Annotated in this window: 18 protein-coding genes; 9 read left to right on the top strand and 9 right to left on the bottom strand. The window is 52.3% G+C overall.

Annotated elements, in window-relative coordinates; all coding sequences use genetic code 11:
• Positions 1-77: 77 nt before the first annotated feature.
• On the top strand, positions 78-497 hold the full coding sequence (locus tag F454_RS0109785) for an acyl-CoA thioesterase (protein WP_018970478.1): 420 nt from the start codon (positions 78-80) through the stop codon (positions 495-497).
• 9 nt (positions 498-506) lie between these two features.
• Here the strand turns inward: F454_RS0109785 and F454_RS14825 are convergent, their stop codons facing one another.
• Together F454_RS14825 and mnmG are read right to left on the bottom strand one after the other, a co-directional pair.
• A complete protein-coding gene (locus F454_RS14825) occupies positions 507-947 on the bottom strand; it encodes a DUF1499 domain-containing protein (protein WP_018970477.1) in 441 nt (146 codons plus the stop codon).
• Positions 948-958: 11 nt separating this feature from the next.
• The gene (gene mnmG, locus F454_RS0109775) at positions 959-2,833 is read right to left on the bottom strand and encodes a tRNA uridine-5-carboxymethylaminomethyl(34) synthesis enzyme MnmG (protein ID WP_018970476.1); all 1,875 of its coding nucleotides are present in this window, start codon (positions 2,831-2,833) and stop codon (positions 959-961) included.
• A gap of 207 nt (positions 2,834-3,040) precedes the next feature.
• On the opposite strand from mnmG, the gene pdhA reads away from it, so the two are divergent.
• The 4 genes from pdhA to F454_RS0109755 all read left to right on the top strand — a co-directional run bounded on the left by pdhA (position 3,041) and on the right by F454_RS0109755 (position 7,197).
• Entirely contained in the window at positions 3,041-4,105 is a 1,065-nt protein-coding gene (pdhA, locus tag F454_RS0109770; RefSeq protein ID WP_018970475.1) for a pyruvate dehydrogenase (acetyl-transferring) E1 component subunit alpha, read from the top strand.
• A gap of 41 nt (positions 4,106-4,146) precedes the next feature.
• Complete coding sequence (locus F454_RS0109765) at positions 4,147-5,130, top strand: alpha-ketoacid dehydrogenase subunit beta (protein ID WP_018970474.1); 984 nt, start codon at positions 4,147-4,149, stop codon at positions 5,128-5,130.
• Between the two features lie 218 nt (positions 5,131-5,348).
• Positions 5,349-5,702: a hypothetical protein gene (locus F454_RS0109760; RefSeq protein WP_018970473.1), complete on the top strand. Its 354-nt coding sequence runs from the start codon at positions 5,349-5,351 to the stop codon at positions 5,700-5,702.
• Positions 5,703-5,907: 205 nt separating this feature from the next.
• Positions 5,908-7,197 carry a pyruvate dehydrogenase complex dihydrolipoamide acetyltransferase gene (locus F454_RS0109755; protein ID WP_018970472.1) on the top strand — a complete coding sequence of 430 codons (1,290 nt, stop codon included), beginning with the start codon at positions 5,908-5,910 and terminating at the stop codon, positions 7,195-7,197.
• A 153-nt stretch (positions 7,198-7,350) separates the two neighbouring features.
• Here the strand turns inward: F454_RS0109755 and F454_RS0109750 are convergent, their stop codons facing one another.
• The 4 genes from F454_RS0109750 to F454_RS0109735 form a co-directional block, all read right to left on the bottom strand.
• Complete coding sequence (locus tag F454_RS0109750) at positions 7,351-8,091, bottom strand: PEP-CTERM sorting domain-containing protein (protein WP_018970471.1); 741 nt, start codon at positions 8,089-8,091, stop codon at positions 7,351-7,353.
• A 337-nt stretch (positions 8,092-8,428) separates the two neighbouring features.
• Positions 8,429-10,162 carry a bifunctional lysophospholipid acyltransferase family protein/GNAT family N-acetyltransferase gene (locus F454_RS0109745; RefSeq protein WP_018970470.1) on the bottom strand — a complete coding sequence of 578 codons (1,734 nt, stop codon included), beginning with the start codon at positions 10,160-10,162 and terminating at the stop codon, positions 8,429-8,431.
• Positions 10,163-10,165: 3 nt separating this feature from the next.
• Positions 10,166-10,888, bottom strand: a complete 723-nt coding sequence (locus F454_RS0109740) for an NRDE family protein (RefSeq protein WP_018970469.1) — start codon at positions 10,886-10,888, stop codon at positions 10,166-10,168.
• A gap of 4 nt (positions 10,889-10,892) precedes the next feature.
• A complete protein-coding gene (locus F454_RS0109735) occupies positions 10,893-11,420 on the bottom strand; it encodes a hypothetical protein (RefSeq protein ID WP_018970468.1) in 528 nt (175 codons plus the stop codon).
• 195 nt (positions 11,421-11,615) lie between these two features.
• Here F454_RS0109735 and F454_RS0109730 point away from each other — a divergent pair, with 195 nt between their 5' ends.
• On the top strand, positions 11,616-12,419 hold the full coding sequence (locus F454_RS0109730) for an MlaE family ABC transporter permease (RefSeq protein ID WP_240471559.1): 804 nt from the start codon (positions 11,616-11,618) through the stop codon (positions 12,417-12,419).
• A 74-nt stretch (positions 12,420-12,493) separates the two neighbouring features.
• On the opposite strand, the gene efp is transcribed toward F454_RS0109730, so the two are convergent.
• The 3 genes from efp to F454_RS14820 form a co-directional block, all read right to left on the bottom strand.
• Complete coding sequence (efp, locus tag F454_RS0109725; RefSeq protein ID WP_018970466.1) at positions 12,494-13,057, bottom strand: elongation factor P; 564 nt, start codon at positions 13,055-13,057, stop codon at positions 12,494-12,496.
• An 87-nt stretch (positions 13,058-13,144) separates the two neighbouring features.
• Positions 13,145-14,128, bottom strand: a complete 984-nt coding sequence (locus F454_RS0109720; RefSeq protein WP_018970465.1) for a KpsF/GutQ family sugar-phosphate isomerase — start codon at positions 14,126-14,128, stop codon at positions 13,145-13,147.
• A 13-nt stretch (positions 14,129-14,141) separates the two neighbouring features.
• On the bottom strand, positions 14,142-15,341 hold the full coding sequence (locus tag F454_RS14820; protein ID WP_018970464.1) for a formylglycine-generating enzyme family protein: 1,200 nt from the start codon (positions 15,339-15,341) through the stop codon (positions 14,142-14,144).
• 47 nt (positions 15,342-15,388) lie between these two features.
• Between F454_RS14820 and hisA the strand changes: the two genes are divergently transcribed.
• The 3 genes from hisA to F454_RS0109700 are packed head-to-tail and all read left to right on the top strand — an operon-like array spanning position 15,389 to position 17,482.
• On the top strand, positions 15,389-16,156 hold the full coding sequence (hisA, locus tag F454_RS0109710; protein WP_018970463.1) for a phosphoribosylformimino-5-aminoimidazole carboxamide ribotide isomerase: 768 nt from the start codon (positions 15,389-15,391) through the stop codon (positions 16,154-16,156).
• 34 nt (positions 16,157-16,190) lie between these two features.
• Positions 16,191-17,012: a M90 family metallopeptidase gene (locus F454_RS0109705; protein ID WP_018970462.1), complete on the top strand. Its 822-nt coding sequence runs from the start codon at positions 16,191-16,193 to the stop codon at positions 17,010-17,012.
• Positions 17,013-17,056: 44 nt separating this feature from the next.
• Positions 17,057-17,482 carry an RNA-binding S4 domain-containing protein gene (locus F454_RS0109700; RefSeq protein WP_026292828.1) on the top strand — a complete coding sequence of 142 codons (426 nt, stop codon included), beginning with the start codon at positions 17,057-17,059 and terminating at the stop codon, positions 17,480-17,482.
• Positions 17,483-17,498: the final 16 nt, after the last annotated feature.

Below are 17,498 nucleotides of genomic sequence, written 5' to 3'. Positions count from 1 at the left end.
ATATGGAGACACTAGCAAGTGTTTGATACTTCGAAAGGGTCTTGTTTGTCTGATGATTTAAATCTAATGCTGTGTGTATGAGTGATTCTTTACCAAGCTATACCTTGCACGAAGATGTGATGTTCTACGATACAGACCTCGGTGGGGTTGTCCATAATCTAGCTTATCTGAGAATGATTGAAGCTTGCCGCACGAAATTAGCCACCGAAGGTCTTGGGATGGATCTAAAAACAATGGCTGAAACGAATCTTTATCCAGTGGTACTATCCTCTGCGGTGGAATACAAATTCCCCGCGACACTGGGCCACAAGTTGAAGGTGATTGTCTCACTCGATTCGGTGGAACGTGTGAAATTTTGGGTGAAGGCCGAAATCTACGCGGAAGGTGTCGACCGGGTGCTGGTCACGGCGCGACAGTCCTTAGCAATGGTGCAGATGCCCAACGCGAAGCCTCAGAGGCTTCCTAAAGAATGGCGCGAGCGCTGGGCCACAAGTTAAGATTGGTACTCACTGCATCAAATAGCGTATTTTCTCAATGCGCTGGCTGTTACTCCCTAGGTCACTGATCCCTACCCTGCTTGCGCTGCGCACGTGGATGCAGCCAGCGTCTTTGTCCCATCTGGCTTCAAAATCTTGTGAGAAGCCAAATATGGGCGTTTTAAAGACAGCGTGTAAGTATTCCTCTTGGAGTGTGATGAAGCGCCCTGACATCGATTCTAAGACGTCCTGTAGCTCATCCCAAGCTTCGTACTGTTCTGCTTTTAGTGCCTGTGTGTTGGCCTGATCGCCTTCGCTACACACCATGTTGCTATGACTGATGGTGGTGCAGAGTCTGCCATCCCTGAGTCCCTGAGCTGCATTGCGTATGTGTGACCAGGTGGCAAGCAGCTTGAGGCTCAGTAAGCTCCCAGCCAATGCAATGATCATTGGTTCTGTCAGGCTATCCATAAGGTCGGTTGCTAGGATTCTTGAGATTCGGTCTTTTGCTTATCGAGCCAAATGGAAAGGAGACTCACATCTGCTGGAGTGATTCCTGCAATACGTGAGGCTTGCCCTAGTGTCTGTGGCTTGATGCGTCCAAAGCTTTGTGACGCTTCACGTTTCAGGCCAACAATGGAGCTGTAGTCGAGGTCCTCCGGAATTTTTTTGTGTTCCATCTTGGCGAGTCGGTCGACTTGTTTGCGTTGGCGCTCGAGGTGTCCAGCATACTTGAAGTCGGTTTCGAGTACTGGCCAGATTTCATCTGAAAACCTGGTGCGGAAGGATTCTGGGAGGTCTTCCCAAGAGTTTTCCGCACGGCGGAACCATTTATCGAGACGGGTTTGCTCGTGGGTGGTTTCACGGATGAAGGTACTAGCTTCCTCCATCTCAGCTATCTTGGCAGCGGTGAATTCAGCCCGTTCTTTGTCGACCAAGCCAATGTCGGCAGCACGAGGGGTGAGACGAATGTCTGAGTTGTCTTGGCGTAGGAGGAGTCTGTATTCCGCGCGGCTGGTAAACATTCTGTATGGTTCCTCGCAGCCCTTGGTGACCAAGTCATCGATCATCACACCGATGTAGGATTCATCACGGCCGAGAATATACGGTGCTTCGCCTTTCACTTTGAGTGCCGCATTGGCGCCTGCTATAAGCCCTTGGGCGGCAGCTTCTTCATAACCTGATGTGCCATTGATTTGTCCAGCGAAGTACAGATTTTCTACGCGCTTGGTCTCAAGGCTCGGATAGAGTTGAGTTGGTGGGCAGTAATCGTATTCGACCGCGTATCCTGGGCGTATGATCTCGGCGTGCTCGAGTCCTTCGATTGAGCGAATGAAGTCGAGCTGTACGTCGTAGGGTAATGAGGTAGAAACTCCATTGATGTAACACTCCAGGGTGTGACGGCCTTCTGGTTCAATGAAAACCTGATGACGCGGCTTCTCTGCAAACTTCACCACTTTGTCCTCGATGGACGGGCAGTAACGCGGCCCCACAGACTCAATTTTGCCAGCATACATGGGCGATTGGTGTAAATTGTCGGCAATTATTTCGTGTGTCCGTGGATTAGTATACGTGATCCAGCATGGTAATTGTTCCACGTGGAACTCTGGGTCACCCCAAGGGTTGAGTGTGAAAATATCATCCTTATCACGCTTCAATGTGTGTGCCATGTATGAAAACTTTGGTGCTGGAGTATCACCAAGTTGCTTCTCACATTTACTGAAGTCTATCGAGCGAGCATTCAGTCTACATGGAGTTCCAGTCTTGAAGCGCTCGACTTCGAAACCTAGGTGTTTGAGGCTATCACTGACGGTAGAGATGGCATCACCCATGCGCCCCCCCTTTTCATTTTTTAGCCCGACATGCATCAAGCCACGCATGAATGTGCCTGCTGAAAGGACCACTGACTTGGCTAGAATCTCCATCTGCAGGCTGGTGCGGATGCCGTAAATTGTGTCATTGTTGACGAGTAATTCGGCCACATTGCCCTGGTGGAGATCAATATTCTCCTCCCCTTCAATCACGCGCTTCATGCGGAATTGGTAGGCCTTTTTATCACATTGTGCTCTCGGTGCTCGCACGCTGGGACCCTTTTTCATGTTTAGCATGCGGAACTGAATTGCTGTGGCATCGGTGTTGAGGCCCATGGCACCACCCAAAGCATCGATTTCGCGTACCATGTGTCCCTTAGCTAGCCCCCCTATTGCGGGGTTGCAGGACATGGCTCCAATGGTGTCGAGGTTTTGCGTAAGTATGGCCACAGAGCAGCCAAGGCGTGCCGCTGCAAGTGCTGCTTCAACACCTGCGTGCCCAGCGCCAATCACAAGCACATCGTATTGCTTTGGATAACGAAACATAACGTCGCGACTGTACTCCTGAAGGCATGATTGGCAAGCCGCTATTCGTTGCTGTTGTTCCACGTGGAACATGAGGTGATCATGGTGTAAACCATGAACCATATCGATACCAACACTAGCAGATAAGACTTGAGGTAGTGTTGACGCAGAGTTACTCACGACATAAGATCCACTCGGCAGAGATCAACTTGAACATCTACGTTTACAATGGCAACTACTACTGATTATTCTCAGGTGCCTATCAACCAGCAGCTCAGCGCTGATGATAAGATAGACCTATACAGACTCTTGGCGCGTATTCGACGCTTTGAGCAAGCAACGCAAAAGCCTTATTCACAGGGTAAGATGGGTGGCTTTCTCCACCTCTACATCGGTCAGGAATCGGTCGCTGTAGGCACAGTTTCACTATGCGGTCCACACGACCACGTCATCACGGCTTACCGTTGTCATGCGCATGCGCTGGCTTGTGGGATGGGCATGAATGAATGCATGGCTGAGCTTTTCGGCAAGGCAACTGGATGCTCTAAGGGCAAAGGTGGCTCGATGCACTTTTTTGCTCCAGATAAGAATTTCTGGGGCGGACACGGTATCGTGGGGGGGCAGACACCACTCGGGCTTGGGCTTGCGTTTGGTGAAAAGTACAAAGGCAACAAGGGGGCTTGCATTTGCTACATGGGTGATGGTGCGATCAACCAAGGTGCCTTCCACGAGTCCCTCAACATCGCAGAATTGCATGATATTCCAGTGGTCTACGTGATTGAGAACAATGGCTATTCTATGGGCACCAGTCAGAAGCGTTCATCGGCATTCAAGGACACCTTAGCTAAGCGTGCTGAAGCATACGATATGGCATGGGATACCGTGAATGGTGAAGACCTCTATGAGGTGCGTGCAAAGACTCAGGAAGCACTAGATCGTGCGCACAATGAGAGTAAGCCAACGGTACTCGAAATATTCACTTACCGTTACTATGGCCATTCTGTGGCTGATGCAAATCACAAGAAATACCGTACTCCAGAAGAGATCGCAGACTACAAGAATAACCACGATCCAGTGGTGTTGTGGAAAAATCAGCTTATTTCGGAGGGCCTCCTCACTGATGAAGGTGCCAAGGCGATTGATAAAGAAGCAAAGCAGGAGGCTGCTGCTTCCGTAAAGTTTGCTGAAGAGTCACCGAACCCCACCGTGGAATCAATTTTCGAGGATGTGTACTGGGAGGTAGACAATCAAACAGAAGCTGGAACAACAGGCCGCCACTTCTTCAACGACTAATCCACGCGCCAATCAATAGAACCAATTACTAACTATTAGATATGAGAGAAATCGAATATAGAGACGCGTTGAATGAAGCTTTTGATGAAGAGCTCGCGCGTGATGAAAATGTGGTGCTCATGGGGGAAGAGGTAGCCCAGTACAATGGGGCTTACAAAGTGACTCGAGGTCTTTGGGACAAGTGGGGTGATAAGCGTGTCATGGACATGCCGATCTCCGAGGCTGGTTTCATTGGCATGGGTGTGGGTGCTTCCATGCTCGGGGTCCGTCCAGTGATGGAACTGATGTTTTGGTCCTTTCACTCTGTTGCATTCGACCAATTGGTCAATAATGCCGCTAACGTGCGTTACATGTCTGGAGGTCTTTGTTCCTGTCCGATCGTGATGCGTGGTCCCGCTAATGGTGGTACCAATGTGGGAGCGACTCACTCACACACCCCAGAGGGGCTTTTTGCAGCCTTTCCTGGTTTGAAAGTGGTGTCCCCTGCGACTGCAGCTGACGCTAAGGGGTTGATGAAGACTGCAATTCGCGACAATGATCCAGTCTACGTGATGGAGAATACGCTTCTGTATGGTGTGAAGGGCCCGGTGCCTGACCCAGCAGATGGTGACTTCACCATCCCACTCGGTGTGGCTGACATCAAGCGTGAGGGCACTGATGTGTCCTTGATTGCTCATGGGCGCAGTGTGCTTCATGCGCTTGAGGCTGCCGAACAGCTTCAAGCTGAGCATGGTATCAGTGCTGAGGTGGTTGATCTTCGCTCAATTCGCCCGCTTGATCAGGATGCCATCATCCAGTCGGTGAAGAAGACAAACCGTGCTGTACTTGTCGATGAATCTAAACCGTTCTGTGGCGTTTCCGCTCAAATCACGACATTGATTCAAGAGTATGCATTTGATTATCTAGACGCACCGATCAAGCGCGTTTGTTCACTTGATGCTCCTGCCATTTACTCCCCTGCTGTGGAGCCTGCTCAGCTGCCAAGTGCGGACAAGGTGATCAAGGCGGTACTTAGTATCTCCTAGCGGCGATCATTCAATAATTTAGCTAAGGGCTAAGGAATCAGTTCCTTGGCCCTTTTTTGGGCCTTTGGGTCAGCAAGGCTCGCATGGTTGAATGTTAACTATTGTAGCTACAATGTAATTACAAATTTGTGAATTAATGAGCTGCATGAAAATAATACGTTAATCGGATAGATTTTATTTGAAACATTCGATCAGGGATTTAGGCTGACACTCTACTTATGAAATCTGCATTAAAAATCCTATCCACCTCATTCGCAGCTTTTTACTTAGCTTCGTGTAGCACGGAGCCAGTGTATTATGATGCTAGTCTTGCGCCAGTGAGTGAAGACGGCACTGTGAGCGTATCCTCTGGGAAGTACGCTGAGCCGATCGCCTATGCTCCAGCACCGAAGCCAGCCCCTGCTCCTGAGCCAAAAGCAGCACCAAAGAAGAAAAAGAAGTGTGCCTGTGCCAAGACTGCGAAAGCCAAAAAAGACAAGTACAAGAATAAGTATTCTAACGTCAGCATGCAGGGCTCAGATGGTCTTCGCCAGATTGGTCTCGTGCCAACAATGAAGCCACTCGCTGAATAGCAAATTCAGATTTTTCTTACGGGACATTGACCCGAAGCCTTCCCTTTTAAACTCACCTAGGATGATCTCTAGGTGAGTTTTTTGCATTTGATTGTCAGTAATCATGATTTCTCCTTACTCGAAGCAATATTCGTCTTGCGGATTCTAGGATATTAAGAGAAAACGTTGCTACATCACGAAGGTGGTGATTCGAAAATTTTTTGTTATGCCTATTAATATTGAAATGCCAAAGCTCTCGGACACGATGACTGAGGGTACTCTTGTATCTTGGCGCAAGCAAGCTGGTGACGAAGTCGAGATCGGCGACATTCTCGCAGAGATTGAGACTGATAAAGCTACGATGGAGATGGAAGCCTTTGATGAAGGCACTCTCGTGGAAATTCTCATACCCGAAGGAACCAAAGCACCTGTGGGTGCTGTCCTTGCTGTATTGGCTGAGGAGGACGAAGAAGTGGCTCCAGCAGCCACGCCAGCCGCTGCCAAACCAGCTGTAGTAGCTCCGAGTGAAGCCGCACCAGCAGCAGTTCCTGCCGCTGCGACCCCTGCCCCAGTCTCGGCTGAAGGTGAGCGTCTTCGTGTTTCACCACTCGCTCGCAAGATCGCCGCTGAACAAGGTGTGGATCTCCATGCCATCCAAGGTTCTGGCCCAAGTGGTCGCATTGTGAGGGCAGACGTAGAGGCGGCTTCAGCAGCTCCTGCCCCTGCCCCTGCCGCCGCTGCAACAACTGCTCCAGCGCAGCCTAGTCCTGCAGCTGCTAGCTCCCCTACTCCAGCGCCACAAGGTATTCTTCCTACGGTTGGGCCAGGAGATAAAGTAGTCCCAATGTCCAGCATGCGTAAGATCATTGCTGAGCGTTTGCTTACTTCCAAGGTGACGATCCCACACTTCTACCTCCATGTGGAATGTGATGCACAGCCACTCATGAGCCTCCGCAAGCAAATCAATGCTCAAACTGAGCAAAGCGGTGGCAACAAGTACACGGTCAATGATTTCATCGTTAAAGCGATCATCAATGCGGCTCAAGAGGTTCCTGCGGTCAATGCTTCGTACAATGGCGATAGCATTGTAGAATTTGCTAACGTGGGTGTTTCTGTGGCGATTGCCGTAGAAGACGGCCTGGTCACTCCAGTTGTCAAAGAAGCGCAAAATAAGTCACTCCTTGCGATTTCTCAGGAAATCAAGGACATGGCCAGTCGCGCACGTGAGAAGAAGCTTAAGCCATCTGAATTTGACGGTGGTACCATCACGATCTCCAATCTTGGTGCCTGGGGTGTTGAAGGCTTCGACGCTATCGTGAACCCACCACAGGCTGCCATTGTCAGCGTGGGTGGAATTATTGAAAAAGCTGTCTCGGTGAATGGTGAGATTCAATCAGGTCTCCGCATGAACCTCGGTCTGAGCTGTGATCACCGAGTGATTGACGGCGCCGTTGCTGCTACTTTCCTCAACGCGGTGAAGAAATTTGTAGAGCAACCTAACCTGATGCTCGTCTAAGCGATTCTCGGCCATTTTCAGGCCGTTTATGAGTATTTAACATCAAACAGCCCAACCATCATGATGGTTGGGCTGTTTTTTTGCTAGAATGGCTGATTTACTTCAGCTGATTGTTGTTGAGTAAAGTGACGGGCTAGTTCGCAGGCACTGGTACTAGGAAGCTAGACTTACCTGATCATTGCGGCGACGTATGCTGAGCATGGCGAGTGTGCCAAGTGCGGCAAGGGCTGTGGTGCTAGGTTCTGGTACCCCAACATGGGAAATGTTGTACACTGTGGCAATGGAGGTGTAGCCAGTTGATGTGTCGCGTCCGTTGAATTGCGCGATGCCGTACTCCAACACACCGGTTCCTGTTGCAACCCACTCAAAGTAGATGTTTGTGCCGCTGGTGTCCATAGCTGTGCCCGTAATACTCGTGGTTTGGAGTACTTGTTCGAGTACCACCAAGCCGTTGAGTAGAATGACCACAGTCAGTGAATCGGCATAGTCCACACCACTGTAGCTGGCCTCGCCGTCTGTCCAGTCGTAGGTGAAGTTAAAGGATTCTCCTGCGGTGATGCTAATGTTGCCATCACGGATTGCTGAGCCGTTCGTTGGCTCGATAGGGGCGCTGTTGGTACCGACTACACTGCCTAGGTAGTGATCAGTTACGATGGCATCAAAATAGTTATCACCAATACTGGTATTCGCGTCAGCTTCACCAGTGGTGCCTTCATTTAAGCGCAAAAACTCATCGATCTCGCTCTCAATGGTCGACCGATCGGTCGAACCTGAGCTGATCGTGTAGCTGCCTCCACCATTGTCGGTGACTTCACCAAGTGTGGTGACAAAAGCATTTGCAGTGCTGAGGGTGGCAAAAGCCACCAGCACAATTGGGGTGTTCGGGGTTTTCATAATGGGGTGAATACTGGGTATATGGTATACCGAAATTGTTGTCAATAAGCATCATGATCCGTTAGATTTCTGATGGTCGGATGAATTGATGCCGATTCACTTGTTAGACTGATCGTATGTGTGGCAATGAATTATGACAATGATACTGAGAAATTCCTTTAGAAATATGGCTTAAATGGTTCTTGTCATTTTTACACCTTGTCTAGGTGAAATCTAACATGTCGCGAATCCTGAGTGGGGCGTTTATAGGATGCGTCTTTTTTTCCGCAAGTATAAAAAATGAAATCCTATCCATATGAGAGTATGAATAGGATTGAGGGTGATGATCGACTCTCGCTTAGGCACCGAGGAATCGTTTCTGGTAGCGACTTGGGATTTGGTCTAGCTCGACCATGAGAAGGCAGTAGACTGCGTCATTGAAGGTGGGTTCGACCTTGAAGCTGAGGAATTTTGCTTCGAGTGAGGCATAATAGCGGGCGAGTGGTGGGATACCGCGTTGGCCTTCTTCGATTTCTTCGATCACTGTATTGAGTCGGTTCAAGCCGTGCGGCGCATAGGCATCGGCGAGGAGTCTATGGTATTGGGTGCGCGGGATGAATGGGTTGTTGTTACTGATGGCGCTGCGTAGCTCTGTGGAAGCGCTGTGATGGCGGTCTAGGGTGTCGATGATGACAGCCTGGGCGAGCGGGGTGAATTCTGCCGATACTGTGACGGAGCCATAGAGGGTGCTACAGTGGTGCTGTTGTGCCACGCGTCCGAGACTCTTCCAGAGCACGTCGAGCACGACTGGAGAGCCTTGGTACTCTGGTGGTATAAAAGAGCGACTGAGTTCCATCGCATTGCCGATGCGCTCGTAGAAGCTCTCTTTGATGTCAAAAATGTGGTTGAGGTAGAGGCCATGGCTACCACGCTCTTTGAGGATCTGTTGGCTGAACCCCACGCGGTAGGCACCTGCGATTTTGCCAGATTGGACATCGGTCACTACGATGTGGTGGTAGTAGTCGTCTTCTGCGGCGAGGTCGATGGCCTTGCCGCTTCCAGCGCCAATGCGGTCGAAGGTGATGCTGCGTAATTTACCGATTTCCTGCATGACTGAGGGTTCCTCGGTTCCTTGGAAGCAGAAACTATGAAATTCTGGGTGCTCGATCACTGGCACCTGTGATTGGCTCAGCATCTGGTGGAAGTTGCTTGGGGTGTCGCTCATGGGCACATCAGCACCGGCGATGGTAGCGCTCGGTTGAGCTGGTGACTTGTCGGCCCCAATGTAGCTGTGAGCGCGGATGATTTCTTCCTTGTTACTGAAGCGATTGATTTTTTGAGCGAGATCGGGCTGCATCGTGAATGAATGTGTGAGGGTGATGTGGTGCTTGGCCTGAATGAAGACCTCTTTGGCTAGGCGCTTACTGCGACGTGTAATGTGATCTGGGTCAATGGCGAGAAAGGCATCTGAGTTCTGGCCAGTGATGTGGCAGAAGATGATGCGTGCGCGGTAGCGCTCAGCGAGTTTGAGTGGGTGGTCCGACCAGGGAAGATCACAGATTTGTTGGGTTTGAGCATCGATTCCTGAGACTCTGGCGGCGGGGAACATGACCAAGGTTTCACCCTTTGAGAGCGTCTTGTGCATTGCCTTCACTGCGGCCATATTTTGGCGTTTGGCTTCGCCTTCGGCAAATTGGTCGACGGCGATGACGTTGTCTTGGAGTGCTTGGATATTGCGCAGTAGGCGGTTGGCAAGCATCAACCATTTTCCCTCTGTGTGTTGGTCAGCCAATTGCATCAGAGCGATTGAATCGATGCAGCCGTAGGGGTGATTGGCTACGAGGATGCTGGGACCAGGAGCGGTAAGCTCCTGACCTAGCTTTGAGTCAAAGCTGCGCTTGGTCCCCATGAGCTCGAAGCTTGTTTGAAAGAAGCTGGTGGCCCCAGGCTCAGCTTTTTCAGTGATTGCACGGTAGAGTTGGTTGAGGCGGCGGAAGCCCAGAAGGCGCTCCACCGCTGGCTGAAGTAACCGGTAGATTGGCCTCAGCACGGGGTGCTTGATGAATTCGGAGGTGTCGACGAGCGCGTTCATGCTTCAACCGTGGTGCTGGAGGACGGAGTGGCTGAGCGTGTCAGACCGACGTTCGTGGTACTCCATGTGTGTTTGATCTTGGTGCACGTGGATCTGGGTGCGACTCACGGTCATGGTGAGGTCGCGACACATGTAGACAGAGCTCCAAGCTTGGCCTTCTGGGGTCGTCGCGTGGAAGCTTGCTTGATCCACTCTACCTTGGATGACGTGTGTTACAAAGGCAGCTTGGCGACTCGCTTGAACGTCATCTGTCTGCCACGACGAGGATGTGTAGAATGGGAATGGGGGGCGTACTTCGATGAGTTTGGACTCATCCCACTGGTACAGCCGCTGTTGGCGACATTTTGCGTCCCAGAGGATGATGGTGAAGGCTGGGTAGAGGTTTTCCTTTAGCATCAATCCAAGCTGTTCGAGCGCTGGCTCGATGGCGTTGAAAGCCATCATGGCACGCACCACCATGCCGCGGCTAGCGTAGTCACGTTCCGGAGTGGGGGGTACGGAGTAGAGGTTCAGCAGGCAAACGACAAGCTGAGTCTCATTCGCCGCGATCCAGGTGCCACCACGCTTTGGGTCAGTCGGAAGTAGGCTGCGGTAGTGGCCGATTTGCTCCTCCTTAGGTGGGTGTGCTTCCTCACGCGCTTTCAGTTCGTCGCGGTTGAAATACACCGATAGGCGCTGTGAATCCTTAGAGGAATCATGGGCCCATTTCCAGCTAACCGTGCACATCGTACTACTGAGCCACTGCGACTACTTTGTCTTGGCCCTTTTGGTGTGCCACCGTCGAGGCGGCAATGCCAAAGCCTTCAGTGGCGGTGAGCTTGAGAAGCGAGCACATGGTATGGATGATCGCGTAGTGGTGTTGGGCGTGGGCAATAGAGTAGGCTGTTTCACGTGCTACGGAGGAGGCGCAATGCATGCACTCGTCAGAGCCATGGGAGAGCTTGCCTTGGAGTTCTATTGGATTGTCGTAGATTGCTGGATCGAGCTGGAGCCATTTGGCGCGTAGGCGCTGGGTGGACTCCATCGCTGCCATGCGCGAGTTTTCTATTGTGGTGTCACGCTTGCGTAGGTCGTAGTTGACGAACCCTTCTTGGTAGCCTTCGTATAGCGTGGTGAAGTGCTCTAACACGTGGCGGTAGTGACCACCGATAGATCCACCATACACCTCTGGGTGCTTCACGGTATAATGCGAATCGCTTAGCCCTTCGAGGACGGCTAAGCCTTGGTCAAATATCTCTGCTACTGCTTGATGGATCATGTGTATTGGGTAGTTTTACAATCTATATAATCTGCTGATTCTAAAACAAGAATCGATTGGGGGCTCAGACTTTTTTTGTGACAAGATCAACATGTCACGTACACACTGTGAGTGAAGTGTTGTGGCAATTATTCCAACAATGTGTGATAGATATTTCACTTCACAGTACTCCTAATCTCTACTAACACTGAACCCGTGATCGCAGCATTACGCGCAATGGGCGGACCATTGATCCACCTCCTCAACTACCTAGGCTCCCTGACACTATTGCTTCAGGAGGTAGGTCGCTCGCTTGTGCATGGGCGCTTTTGTTCCCAACAATGGCTGAAGCAGTTGGTGGAAATCGGCTTCCGTTCGCAGCCGATCGTGATTCTTACCGGGAGCTTCACTGGTTCTGTCTTGGCGGCGCAAGGGCTCTTCCAGCTGACTCAGATGAAGATGCAGACGATGGGCGGAGCATTGGTGAGTGTGGGAATGTTGCGCGAGTTAGGGCCGACGATTACTGGATTGATGTTGGCGGGTCGTGTGGGGGCATCGATGGCGGCCGAGATTGGTACGATGCGGGTGACTGAGCAGGTGGATGCCTTGCGCTCGATGGGGGTGCATCCAGTGGATTATTTGGTGACTCCGCGCTTTTTGGCGATGGCGATTGCCACTCCTTTGTTGATTGCTGAATCAGCATTTTTCGGGATTGCTGCATCCTATTTGGTGGGAACGCAGATGTTTGAAGTTCCCGAGGCGTATTGGGTGGCACGCATGAATGCCCACACGGAGATGGCGGATATTGTGATATCGATGATTAAGGGTTTTGTTTTTGGGATGATCATTGTGTTGGTTTCATGCCAGCAAGGGATGAGCGCGCGAAATGGTGCAGTTGGTGTGGGGCAGGGGACTACCAAGGCGATGGTGATCTCCTCGATCACGATCCTCATTGCCAACTTCTTCATCACTCTGGCCCTCAATATCCTCTTCCCGATTGGCATCACGTCTCCGGGATAAGGGAACTTTGTTTGAGGCACAAAAAAACCACGCCCTGTTGAGAGCGTGGTTCGATAGAGTGTTGGGGTTCCAGCTTAGGCGCGACCGAGGTAGCTGCCGTCTTCTGTGTTGACTTTGAGGACGTCGCCCTCTTTGACGAAGAGTGGCACTTGCACCACCTTGCCGGTCTCGAGAGTGGCTGGCTTGGTTGGGTTGTTGGCGGTGTCGCCTTTGATGCCTTCGGATGATTCCGTCACCAAAAGTTCTACGGTGAGTGGGAGGGTCACTGTCACAGCATTGCCTTCGATGAAGAGCACTTCTACTTCGAGACCTTCTTTGAGGTAGTCGACTGAGTCTTCCACCAGTGCTTTGTCGAGGGTGATGGTCTCGTAGGTGGTGAGGTCCATGAAGTTGAAGCCGGATGGGTCTGCGTAGGAGAACTCAAGCTTCTGGCGGTCGGTTTCTACGATTTCAACCTTATCGGAAGAGGCGAATCGGATCGACTTGGTTTTGCCAGTTTGGAAGGAACGGATGGTGGCCGCCACGAGTGCGTTGCCTTTACCAGGGGTGCGGTGCTCGAGGCCGAGGATGATGCCTGTTTCACCTTGGTACTTGATACATTGACCTTTTTTTAGGTTGGTTGCTACTAATGATGCCATAACTTAAAGTGTTGAATTGGTGTTGTTGGGGTGATGATTGGGCGCACCCGCTACTGGTTGTTTGGTACGGAATTGGTGCCTGCTTGGCTAGACAATTTTTAGGCGAGCGAGGTCTTGTGAGTCGACGAGTCCTACCACTTCACCATGCTTGTTGGTGACGATGAGGTCATCGATGCGGTGGTTTTCGAAGCAACGCAGCGCCTCGGTGGCCAGTGCGAGCTCTGCAATGGTGATGGGCTCGCTGTGCATGAACTCAGAAACTGGTTTGTTGCCGACGGCATTGTCATGTTGGAAGGTGCGAGCAAAGTCGCCGTGGGTGAAGACGCCCACGAGCTTCTTTCCCTTGCCTTCAACGACGATTGCTGTGCCCGTGCGTGCTGTACTCATGGCGGCGATGGCATCGCCCACTGTGTCTGTGGCGGCGATGGTGGCGACCTGTTTGCCCGTGCGCATGATGTCGCGCACGCTGGTGAGGAGGGCGCTGCCGAGTGAGCCTCCTGGGTGGAAGCGGGCGAAGTCTTTTTCTGTAAACCCTCGAGCCTCTAGCAGCGCCATAGCAAGGGCATCACCCATGACGAGAGCGGCGGTGGATGAGGAAGTGGGGGCGAGGTTGAGAGGGCATGCCTCACGGGTGATCGGGGTGGCTAGGGTGATGTCTGCGTAGTCTGAGAGGGTTGATTGTTTGCTTTTGGTGATGGCGATTAGGCTCACGTTGAAGCGTTTGATGTGTGGGATGAGTTCGATCAGCTCGCGTGTTTCGCCAGAGAATGATAGGGCGATGACGGCATCGCCATCAGAGATGATGCCTAGGTCGCCGTGCAGCGCATTTTGTGAGTTGAGCACCACGGCGGTCGAGCCAGTGGAATTGAGTGTGGCGGCGATCTTATGGCCAATATTGCCAGACTTGCCGATTCCCACGACGACGATTTTGCCGCGTTTGTTGATGCATTTCAAGAGGGCGTCGGCGGCGTCAGAGAAGGAATGATCGAGAGATTTTGAGAGGTTCTGTAATGCCTCGACTTGGATGTCGATGACGCGGGTTCCCAATTCTCGGAGCTTGTCAGGAGTCATGAGTGCTTGTTTTTTATGGGTTCGTGCTGTCTTTGGGGGCGTCCATCACGCAGCGGAAGCCGGTGTGGTGTGCAGGCGTGAGTGGCTCACTGTAGTGGCGTGCTGCTGGACGGAATCGAAGGCAGTAGGAAAAGTGGCAGAGGAAGGAACCGCCGCGTGCCACGCGCAGGTGGCTCAGCTCATGCATGCCGGGCTGTGCGGGTGGGCATGTGCCGGTGTTCAGCAGGGCAGATGATTGCATCTGGGTGAGTGGTTCCTTCGGACCTTGTGGGTTTTTTACTGGGTTGAGGATGTAGTCTTCGTAGAAGCGCGGGTTGAAATAATCACTACAGATTTCCCAAACATTTCCCGCCATGTCGTAGAGGCCGTAGTCGTTCGCTGGGTAGGATTTGACCGGGGCGCTGAGGTGGAATCCATCGTCGGCTACGGAAGCATTTGGAAAGTCGCCCTGGAAGCAATTGGCCATCCATTTCCCATCATGCTTGACCTGAGATCCCCAGATGTACATGCGTTTTTCGTGGCCCCCGCGCGCCGCGCGCTCCCACTCAGCTTCAGTGGGAAGGCGTTTGCCAGCCCACTGAGCGTAGGCCATGGCGTCGTAATAGTTCACATTGACTACTGGATGATCCATTTTATCTTCGATACTGGATCCTGGTCCTTCTGGGTGGCGCCAGCTTGCTCCTGGAGTGTAGGCCCACCAGCGCCAGGCATTGCCATTGCTGCGAGGGTTCACGGCTTCTTCTGGCTTGGTGTAGACATTGGCACCGGGCAATAGAGCATCAGCAGGCGCGTTGGGGAAATCTTTCTGGTCAAGCCCACGTTCAGCCTGTGTGAGGTAGCCGGTCTCTTGGGTGAATTTGGCGAACTGGCGGTTGGTCACCTCGGTGGCGTCCATGAAGAACCCATCCACGGCTACTTGGTGTTGTGGGCGTTCTTCGAGAAAGTGTTGGTGTGCGATACGGCGGCGTTGGCTTGCATCAGTCACCCCTTCGAGAAAGATCTGCAGGTTGCCTGGGTCGTCGTTGTTCCCGCGCCAGTAGGTTCCGCCAGGAATCCAGACCATCCCTTGAGGGGCGGCCACTGGGCCCTGCGGGAGTTGTGTGGCTTCAGGCTCACCCTGGCTTTGCGTGGCTTGGTCGGATTTTTGTGAATCGCATGAGACGCAGCAAAATGCGATGCTCGCTAAGGTGAGTGATAGTTTGGTGAAATTCATCTGGCAGTTCTTTACTTATGCATTCAGTCGCTTTTAATGCCTTGGCAATGACGCAGTTTAGACCATGTATCGATCTTCACAATGGCCAAGTGAAGCAAATTGTTGGAGGAACTCTATCGGATGATGGCGCGGGCTTGAAGGAAAACTTCGTGGCCGACAGCTCAGCTGCTGAATTCGCACAAATGTACCAAGATGATGCCCTCAGGGGAGGGCATGTCATTCAGTTGGGACCAGGTAATTTAGAGGCCGCGCGCGCGGCGCTTCAGTCCTACCCTGGTGCTCTGCAATTGGGTGGGGGAGTGAAGCTGGAAAATGCTGCAGCATGGCTCGAAGCTGGAGCCAGTCACGTCATTGTCACCTCATGGTTGTTCGATGCGGATGGGACTTTCCGGATGGATCGGCTGAAGGAACTAAGTCGCGAGATCGGGCGTGAGCGGCTTGTGGTGGATCTCAGTTGCCGCCGCAGCCCAGAGGGTTGGGTGGTGGCGATGAACCGCTGGCAGACACTCACTAATGTCAAGGTAGACCATGCCTCGCTCGACGCCATGGCTGAATACTGTGATGAATATTTAATCCACGCTGCCGATGTCGAGGGTCTCTGCGGTGGGGTCGACCTCGAACTTGTCGAACTGCTTGGCCACTGGGCTGGTATTCCTATGACCTACGCAGGTGGCGTTGGCACCATGGATGACGTCCTCGCTGTTGATCGTCACAGTGGTGGTCACATCGACATCACGGTAGGTTCAGCATTGGATATTTTTGGAGGCACAGGAGTTGTCTATAAGGAGCTCGTGCAGTGGAATGCGAGAGGATAAGAGTCCGCTCGATGGAACAAATTAGATCACCAAGATGCTCGGCAACACCATCAACCTCGCCCCATTCATTCTCGTAGTCGTGGTCTTGGCTGCGGCGGGATTGGTCATTCGCGCGCAGCAAAAGCAGAAACAACAACGTAGGAGTCGTCTCTTGGAGCAATGCTTTAGTGACACGATCCGTGCGGAAATTGCCGAAGACTTTCACCTCTATGCCAAACTTCCCGAAAAGCTTCGCGATGAACTCGATGGCCTCATCCACGTCTTTCTGAGCGAAAAAGAATTTGTGCCCTGCGGAGGGCTCGATGCCGTCAGCCCCCACATGCAGCGTGTGATCGCCGCGCAGGCCTGCCTCCTGCTGCTGCGCTCTCCACACCACTTTTATGCCAAGCTGCGCAGCATCCTTGTCTACCCAGACGCCTACCATGCCCCCGGTGCCGATGGTGCTGTAGACACGCGACTCGGCGAGAGCTGGAGCAATGGTTCAGTGGTTCTTTCATGGAGTAGCGTTGTGGGCGGTGGACGCAATGAGCACGATGGCCATGCCGTGGTTATCCACGAGTTCGCCCACCAGCTCGATCAAGCCGATGGTGCTGGTGATGGAGTTCCTTATCTAGAATCTCGTGGTGCCTACCAAGCTTGGGCCAATGCCTTCCAGCCAGCCTTCGAGCGCTTCAGCCAGATCGCCGCTGCAGGGAAGGCCAACGTCATCGACGACTACGGTGCTGAGAACCCCGCAGAGTTCTTTGCCGTTGTCACCGAAACCTTCTATGAAAAGCCCAAGCAGTTGCAAAAAAAGTACCCTAAAGTCTACCAGCAACTGAAGCAATACTACGGCGTCGACCCGCTCGAGTGGTGAGCCAGTGGCTTGCAATTTTCGCTCATTCACCTCATCGTTACCGCGTGGACGATGCATTGACGACAGTACGAGTGGACAAGTGGCTCTGGGCAGTACGCTTGTTCAAGACTCGTAGTTTGGCCGCTCAAGCCTGCCAGGCAAACAAAGTCAAACGTGGGATGATTTCACTTAAAGCCTCGAGTAAAATCCAAATTGGTGACCACCTTGAAGTGCCAACGCACGATGGCCTCTACAAGCGCCATATCGAAGTCACAGGTCTCTACGACAAGCGCGTAGGTGCTCCGATCGCTCAGGCCGCCTACCTCGATCACACCAGTGAGGACACCCTCAAGGAAGCCCAAGAAAAGCGCAGCGAGCAACGCCTCAACCGCCAGCTACGCAAGCAAGGTGACCAAGGCCGGATGACTAAAAAACAACTCCGCGACTGGAGGAAAGGCCTCCAGTCCTACAAGCGGGAGCATGAGGGCTAAGGGGGGCAGGCACTCT

Source organism: Rubritalea marina DSM 17716 (assembly GCF_000378105.1).
In the GTDB taxonomy this organism is placed as follows: Bacteria; Verrucomicrobiota; Verrucomicrobiia; order Verrucomicrobiales; family Akkermansiaceae; genus Rubritalea; species Rubritalea marina.
This window is presented reverse-complemented; position numbering and strand designations above follow the sequence as displayed.